5 protein-coding genes and 1 pseudogene are annotated in these 7,540 nt (G+C 47.7%); 2 read left to right on the top strand and 4 right to left on the bottom strand.

The window, feature by feature from the left end; all coding sequences use genetic code 11:
* Nucleotides 1–96 precede the first annotated feature (96 nt).
* Nucleotides 97–555, top strand: a pseudogene (locus F0Q32_RS25635) (IS3 family transposase); the annotation flags it as partial.
* Between the two features lie 62 nt (nt 556–617).
* Here the strand turns inward: F0Q32_RS25635 and F0Q32_RS25630 are convergent.
* The 4 genes from F0Q32_RS25630 to F0Q32_RS25615 are packed head-to-tail and all read right to left on the bottom strand — an operon-like array spanning nt 618 to nt 6,155.
* Complete coding sequence (locus tag F0Q32_RS25630; protein ID WP_017384060.1) at nt 618–1,046, bottom strand: hypothetical protein; 429 nt, start codon at nt 1,044–1,046, stop codon at nt 618–620.
* A gap of 3 nt (nt 1,047–1,049) precedes the next feature.
* Complete coding sequence (locus F0Q32_RS25625; protein WP_017384059.1) at nt 1,050–3,167, bottom strand: hypothetical protein; 2,118 nt, start codon at nt 3,165–3,167, stop codon at nt 1,050–1,052.
* Nucleotides 3,155–4,921: a hypothetical protein gene (locus F0Q32_RS25620; protein ID WP_007897920.1), complete on the bottom strand. Its 1,767-nt coding sequence runs from the start codon at nt 4,919–4,921 to the stop codon at nt 3,155–3,157. The genes F0Q32_RS25625 and F0Q32_RS25620 overlap by 13 nt, the downstream gene beginning before the upstream one ends.
* Nucleotides 4,908–6,155: a site-specific integrase gene (locus F0Q32_RS25615; protein ID WP_007897923.1), complete on the bottom strand. Its 1,248-nt coding sequence runs from the start codon at nt 6,153–6,155 to the stop codon at nt 4,908–4,910. Before F0Q32_RS25615 ends, F0Q32_RS25620 begins: the two co-directional genes overlap by 14 nt.
* 613 nt (nt 6,156–6,768) lie before the next feature.
* Between F0Q32_RS25615 and F0Q32_RS25610 the strand changes: the two genes are divergently transcribed.
* Nucleotides 6,769–7,404 carry a hypothetical protein gene (locus tag F0Q32_RS25610; RefSeq protein WP_012477419.1) on the top strand — a complete coding sequence of 212 codons (636 nt, stop codon included), beginning with the start codon at nt 6,769–6,771 and terminating at the stop codon, nt 7,402–7,404.
* The last annotated feature ends 136 nt before the right edge of the window (nt 7,405–7,540 follow it).

Here is a 7,540-nt window from a genome sequence, read left to right as displayed (position 1 = left end):
GTTCGCCAGCATTTAAATGGAGAGCCGGATGCGCTGAAAGGTGCACGTCCGGTTCGGGGAGGAGAGGCAGGGAAATAGTCCGACTACGCCCTGCCTCTTACTCTACTCCGCACCTGGCAGGGCTGGCTGTATCTGGCGGTGGTTATCGATCTCTTCGCCCGTAATGTGGTCGGCTGGTCGATGAAGCCCACTCTCTCACGCGAACTGGCACTCGACGCGCTGATGATGGCCGTCTGGCGGCGAAAACCGGACGGCGAGGTCATCGTGCACTCAGACCAGGGCAGCCAGTACGGCAGTGACGACTGGCAGCGCTTCTGCCGGGCTAATAACCTGGCCCCGAGCATGAGCAGGCGTGGCAACTGCTGGGATAATGCGGTGGCCGAATCGTTCTTCAGTTCGCTGAAAAAAGAGCGGATCAGAAAACGCATCTATAAAACCCGGGATCTGGCCCGGGCCGATATCTTCGATTACATTGAAGTGTTCTACAACCGGGCCCGGCGCCACAGTCACCTCGGCGGCCTCAGTCCGGAGGCCTTCGAACAGGCCTCATCGTGAGGACAGAATTTGTCTACGGGCGTGGGGTCAGTCCACCTCGCGTCCTTCCGTTCAGTATAGCCTCAGTCCCTGACACCACCCGAGAACGGAATGACGTCCCCTTTCTCCCTCCCGGTGTTGCGTTCAAGCTCCCTGACATACTGCTGTAAAAGTATAAGGTTATGTAACAGCTCTACATTTTCAGCCATCATCTTTTTGATTTCTTCCCTCAGCTCATTTCTCTGACGGCGATACTTTTCTTTCAGCTTGATCTGCTGCTCAATGCCCTGCTCATCAACCGGCGCGGTGCCCTGGCACGTTTTTTTCAGACTGCGGATAGCCTCCCTGACCTGCCTGTACTCAGGACAGTTATAATTCAGGGTGCCGTTTGCCAGCCCCGCTCGTTTTTCCACAGCATACTGGCTGATACGCTCCCCTGATAACATCAGTTCCCTCAGGGCCTGCTCTGCTCTTGCCTGTGTTTTTTTAACCCCCGACTGTTCGTTCGTCATGCTCTATTCATCCTTTTCAAAAAAGCGGACAGCATCTGCATAAAAATCTCTCTCAAGCATCAGAAAATCCCTGTCAGCCTGAGGAGCATTATTTCGCACGGCAATCTCCAGAAGGTTGTCATAATGAGCCATCCTGCGTTTCCACACGGGAACAGAATCAGCTCCGGCCAGCATGTTCTCACATCCCGGATTGCAGGACGCTGACTGAACAACCGCCTTAAACTCGCAGTCATGGCCATTCATGCAATAAAAACCGTTTCCAAGAGATACCAGTTTTTGCCCGCCTCGTTTAGCCATGCTCATCGCTTTTTTCAGTGTAGGAAACGTCATCTGATGTAAGTGCCCACCTCTCTGGGACATCAGTAACTTCCCGCCTTCGCCATAAAGCAGGCCTTCATGCTGATAAGAAACAGCCCTGGAAGCTGAGAGTTCGGTATCAACCCTTTCAATCTCGGCAGCGAATGCCTGAGGGATCGCCCGGCTAAAATGCGAAGCGTTGAGTGCACCGGACATATACCACTCCGTCATGCCTCTGATTAAGTGCTTAAACTGCCGGATAAGATCATTAGTAGAAATCAGATCAAGACGCCTGAGGTGTACAGCAAGTGAACGGCGAAACTGATGGGTTCGCAATGGCCAGAAAGCCCCCTCCCGAATCTCCATCGCAACGCGTTCATCATCACGTATGTTTGGATTTAAAAGCCTGAACTCATCAATATGGTCACGTCGGATGAACAGATGGTGTCTTTTCACAAATTTCTTTGCCCACTCAGTCTGGCGCTGCGTCCCCATAAAAGAGAGTTTTTGCTCCGAGAACCACGACCTGATATTTAAAGACAATGGAACATTGTCCAGCGTCTTCCCGTCCAGGCCTGTCATGATTTGATTAATTCTGCGTAAATGCTGAAAAGGCTTTTCCACATAGCGACAAACAACCCAGTCTTCGTGACTTCCACCTTCCGGGGCGAACTTATGCAACACCGAACGAAGTCCCAGGATATCACCATCATAAATCAGTGAACCGTGCATCACGCCAAGCACTTCGCTGTGTCTCATCCCCGACATGGCCTGTATCACATTCATGACTTTTAACGTCAGCTCAAAATGCCAGGTGTTCAGCTTTATGTGATCAACGCCAATAAAATCAGATCTCCAGCGCTTATTTTTATGTACCGAGAACCAGCCCTGCATCCCGGGGCCAAGTGTCGCGAAAAGCGCCCGAATTTCCCCGGCAACAATATTGTAGTAATACGCGGCCCGGTAATCCGGTATGCTTTTTGCTGTCCCTCTTTTACGGGCTTCCAGCATCGACGTATAGTAAGGCGAATCATAAAAACCGTTTATGATAGCGCACAGCCGGGAAAACCCGTCAAAATCGAAATCACTGATTTCAGCATCCAGTTCAGTAATCAGCCCTTCCCAGACAGACATCATAAGACTGAAAGGCATACAATATGTCTGGTTTGAATCATCCACACTGTTGTAACTGTCGAAGCTAATATCAGGAAAGTAACCGTATTTTCGAAGACGGGTATGACCTGTCAGCGAGATATCCGCCAGGTCCATAAAGTAATTACGTAATGTTCTTTCAGAACGCTTCCTGCCGTGCTCATCCTCCTCCTTCATCTTTACAATGAAAGCATTCCGGACAAGCGGAAAACGAAGCTGAAACAGACTGCGATACCCCATAGACTCAATAATACGGGCTCCCGCCACAATGTTTGCACATTTCCGGATCAGTGACTGCGTCTTCGCGGTCCTGCCGACAATCCAGAGCAGGCTGGCTGAGATGATTTTGGCTTCAAGACGCAGTTCAGGATCCCGTATGCCTGAAAAATTAACGGTTCTTAACGTTTCACCAATATGGGTTCTGACATAGCGATTGGTCCAGACATCATCCCTGAAATAAATATTCAGCGTCTCCTCATTGATAAAACGCATATCATGTTCATCTGAGCTGGCGATAACCAGGCAGTTATTCAGACGTTCAAAGCTTTTGTTTTCTAGTGCCTCACAGATGATATCCTCAGTCGGAAACTCATCCCCTGAACGAAGCGGCGTTCCGGCAGGAAACTCCGCCATTCGACTACGGCTTACCTCTTTTTTCTTCAAATCTGCCATACCGGAGCCACACCTTCTCGCTGAAGTTTAACGCGCGCTTTTTTCAGGGTCGCCTCATCTACCAGCCCAAGCCGTAAATCAATCTTCAGGAGTAACGTTTCATAACGCTCCACAGCATTGACCGAACCGATGTACAACGGTTTTCCATACTCGATAGCATGCCTGAATGACAGCAGGAGCCATACAGACTCCAGCGTTTCCACAACGCAACTTTTTGAACATTCGACACAATGAGAAAAATCCGCACAAGCCTTTGGTGTCCGGCCAAATCGTTTTTGCTTTTTTATAAAGCGCAATTCAATATCTGTAGGCGGCTCCTGCGATCGACATCCCAGGCCATTCAATAAAAGATCCACACCCTCATCGCTTCCACGCAGATCGATCCCCAGCTCATCAGCAACTTTTACCCGCTCGGATAACGCACGTGTCGCAATCCCCTGATTCATAAGCGTATCAAGTGCAGCACTGAAGTTTTCCTTCGCCCCCTGTGGGTTACCTGCAGCATAATTCCGCCTGTAAGTGCCCCAGTTATGCTGTGCTTTTTCCGCCGTAATCAGACCATTCTTTAATGTTCTGTCCGTATACTGCTCAGACGTTTTGCGCAAGCCAGAAACGGTAATTGATGGAAGCGAGGGATTAAGCTGCCGCATCGTGGCCCACGCCCCCTCAGAGTTAGAAAATTTAGTCAGATGACTGGGATTAAGAGAATAAAGCTTACGGAATTTCACCTGCGGCTCACTCAGAAACAGCGCCTGTACCGGAGGGAAGTTATCTGCGGAAACCAGATAGTTAACGATGTCGTCCCTGAGCCTGATAAAAGACAGAAACCAGTAATAGCCCGCACGTTTGGTCACATACTCCGATTTACCTATCGTCAGACGTATATACTTATTCGCTCTCCCCTTATAAACATAATCAGTGCTGATACCCTTTTCATCCAGATGTATATCATCCCGCGTCAGACCCAGAACCTGAGAGGTGTTTCCCCATGTGTGGTAACAGAACAGAAAAAAAGAAGTAAGAAAGTAATTTTCCAGAACGTCCCTGATGATGATCTCTGCCCTGCTGACCCCGTTCTCTCCCGGATACCGGAAATACGCTTCATAAACAGGTGCCAGCAAAGACGGTGAGAAATGCCGCACCCCTTTTTCCGATTTAGCGATATGCTCCCGGATACATCCCGCAAGGAACTCATTCATGGATGACAACTGCCTCAGGATCTCGGAAAGTTCATTCCTGGTATAGCTATCCCTTCCCTGCTGCTGATACGTTCCTTTCGGTAAGAATTCATATTCATACCGCCTCTGAATCTGCCCGCCCGTAAGCAAAAACCGGTTGACCACGGACAAGTAGTGTCTTGCCATCCTGACTGAAATTTTTCGCCGACGAATATCGTTCATGAGATGTTTAATATACATTTCAACGCCTTCAGCCGTGCCATAGTCATACTGATTGACTGACTGCCATATAAAAAACATATTGAGATAACGGAAAATGGTTAACCTTCCGGCGGGACGGTAAGACAGAAGAAATCGTTTCAGAGAGGCAATAAAATCGCGTTTTTCAGGGCGGGCAAGATGCGAATGTTCACTAAACCATCCGGGGAGCAACACATAATCTGAAAAATGAGCCTGAAGATAAACGTCAAGTAAATAATATCGGTTCAGATCCCGCTGAGTGATGTGTCCGCTGACCGTCTCCCATGACAGCACATTTTCGGCCATCCACGTTATCTGCGTTTCACTCCGGCTCATATATGGCTCCATCGCGACCTGCAGCACCGTCAATCAATGCGTCCATGACCCCGGCGACTGCATCAGAAATCTGGTTTTGCTGAAGAAAGACGATGTATTTCATCGTCGTATTTTCGCTTTTATGGCCCATCCAGTATTTTACTGTACCCAGCGCATTTGCGGCCTGATCGGGATAGCAACTCAGTGCCGAGCGTAAAAAATGGGTCGCAAACGTTGCCCGCAAATCATGGGGTTTATGTCTGAACACATTTCCCGGAGCAGACCGGGCCAGGCGATGGCGAAAACTGTACCAGCGGGAGTAAAAGGCTTTTTCAGACATCCGTTTCCCGTTTGCCATTAAAAATAAAGGCTCGTGCCGCCCTTCCCCACCCTGTCGTGCACGCCATTTTTGGATCTTCTTTTCATACTCCTCATCCGCCAGATAATCCAGAACCTGCTCGTACAATCGTCTGGTGATGAAGAGTTCTCGCGTCATCCCAAACTTCGTATGAACTCCGCATCTCGGACCAATATGAAGCCCCCTGATGGTCAACTCAGATACAGGGACACTGGCAAGGTACTCTTCAGTAAAGAGTGACGACGGCAGGGTCAGCATTTCATCCAGCCGTAGCCCACAATTTTTCATCAGCACAATCATTAAACTGAACAACCCGGACTCAGATTTCAGTGCCTCATCCAGGATATGAACCTCTGCATCATTCAGTGGGTTGATTGTCCTTTTTGTTGTGCTGGTTATCCTGATGGCAAGATCCGAACTTATCACCTTGCGTCGCCCGTCAACGACTTTTTCGACCAACGTAAAAAATGAGCTGGCAGCCAGCTCACCACACTTGCCCAGAAATACGTAAAACCGTCGGATAACGCTGATGTACACCGCCGCGGTGGATGAGGCGATGCGCCCCTGCCTTACGGCCCCCAGAAGATACTCCCTGAAGCCATATGTAGGGCTTTGGTATTTCAACGTTCCCGGGGTGAAAGGGTCAAGTCCGTTATCCTCCAGCCACCTTATCCAGCGTAAAAATGCCCGGGCTAAAGGCTTTAAATCCCTGGCCTGCAGGATAGCTTTATCCATAAGATAAAAGTGTACATATCGGCTCAGTTTTCGATTCTGGATGCCGCTAATATAAGGTATTTCAGCATACAGAAATCCGGGTTCAAATTTCAGTTTCGGCTCTGTTGCATCCAGTTTGCTGACACGCCCATAACGCGCATGAATGTTAGTGATTATCCTCACAGTCTGTCGCCCTGAAACGCCACCTCATGCCTACACTATAAATCCGGAAGAAGAAAAAACAAACAACCAGGTTGCCGGGAGTGAATATGCAAATCAGGAGGAAAGTAAAAGATGTAACGACACCATCACGATGCAATACATTGACCTCAACACGTTACCCGGACCATACGTGATAAACATCACAAATCCTTTGAGTGAAGAACTTAAGATGTGATTTTCATTTCCCGGCACAAACCGTGCCCTTAAAAAACAGGCAACGGATACATCTTAATGCCAGAAGTAAACCTTAATTGATTGAATACAGCCTGAGTCCATTGCAAAAATAACACACAGGGTAAATTCGCATATACAGAACCCAACGAAAAGCAAAAGAAACCTGTAACACATTTCGTTTACCTGTCACTTTCAATTGTAAAAGCCAGCAGAAAAAGCGCATATAACTATATTTATCCCTGCGGGGACTTTTGTTTGTGCTATATATTTTTTACAGAGAACCGCAACGCGTCCAAACACAAGAATATATTTACCTCTGGAAAATGGTCTGACTCCCTTTCACGTGGTTGTAGTGACCTGTTCTGTGATTCATGTAATGTCTTTTCTGGATGAGGAAAATATGTCATCACTGATATTTTATACAGACGAAGCACAAGCACTGATTGTAACAGATACCCTTGCCGTCACCGATAATGGGGAGCCGTTATCTTTTGTTTCCAAAGCAGGTTACATCCCCCAGCTAAGAACCATCATAGCAGGAACGGGGGCAGGTGGATTTTCTAACACCTGGTTGCTTGAAGCATCAACCAGAATGGTCGTATCAGGTATACAAAATCTCAATTATCATACATCGGCCTGTCTAAGGAGGCTGTGGAAACAATACAAGCATGACCATGCAATTCCCTCTTCTTCAACGGTGACAACCAGTGTTTATCAGTTCGCAATTTGCGAGGAAACAGGAAATATCGTTTCGTTCGCCTATCGCTCAGTCCATGATTTCGAATCAGAGCAATTACAATACGGAACAGGAGTAAAACCTGAGTGCCAAATCTTGGATGGGGATTTGTTGCAGACAATTCCTGTAATGATGAATGAACAAAGGGCTATACAGGCGACATACCCACACCCGGAACGGATCCATATTGGCGGTGAGATGATTGCGCATTATCTGACATCATCTATGTATCAATGCTTTAAGATTGGGGAATTTGAGGATTTCAGAACTCAGGGAGAGTATATATTGAGCAGGATTTAGGCAAAACGCGGTTCAGATAAAGTGCTTTTAACAGGCTTGCTGAACATTAAAAGGATATCTCTCAATTACGATGAATAGCTTGAATTCTAAAAATAGAAAAGTAGAGTTTAACTCTAAATACATAAAAACAAGAGTA

It is taken from the genome of Pseudocitrobacter sp. 73, assembly GCF_008369545.1.
Lineage (GTDB): Bacteria > Pseudomonadota > Gammaproteobacteria > Enterobacterales > Enterobacteriaceae > Pseudocitrobacter > Pseudocitrobacter vendiensis.
This window is presented reverse-complemented; position numbering and strand designations above follow the sequence as displayed.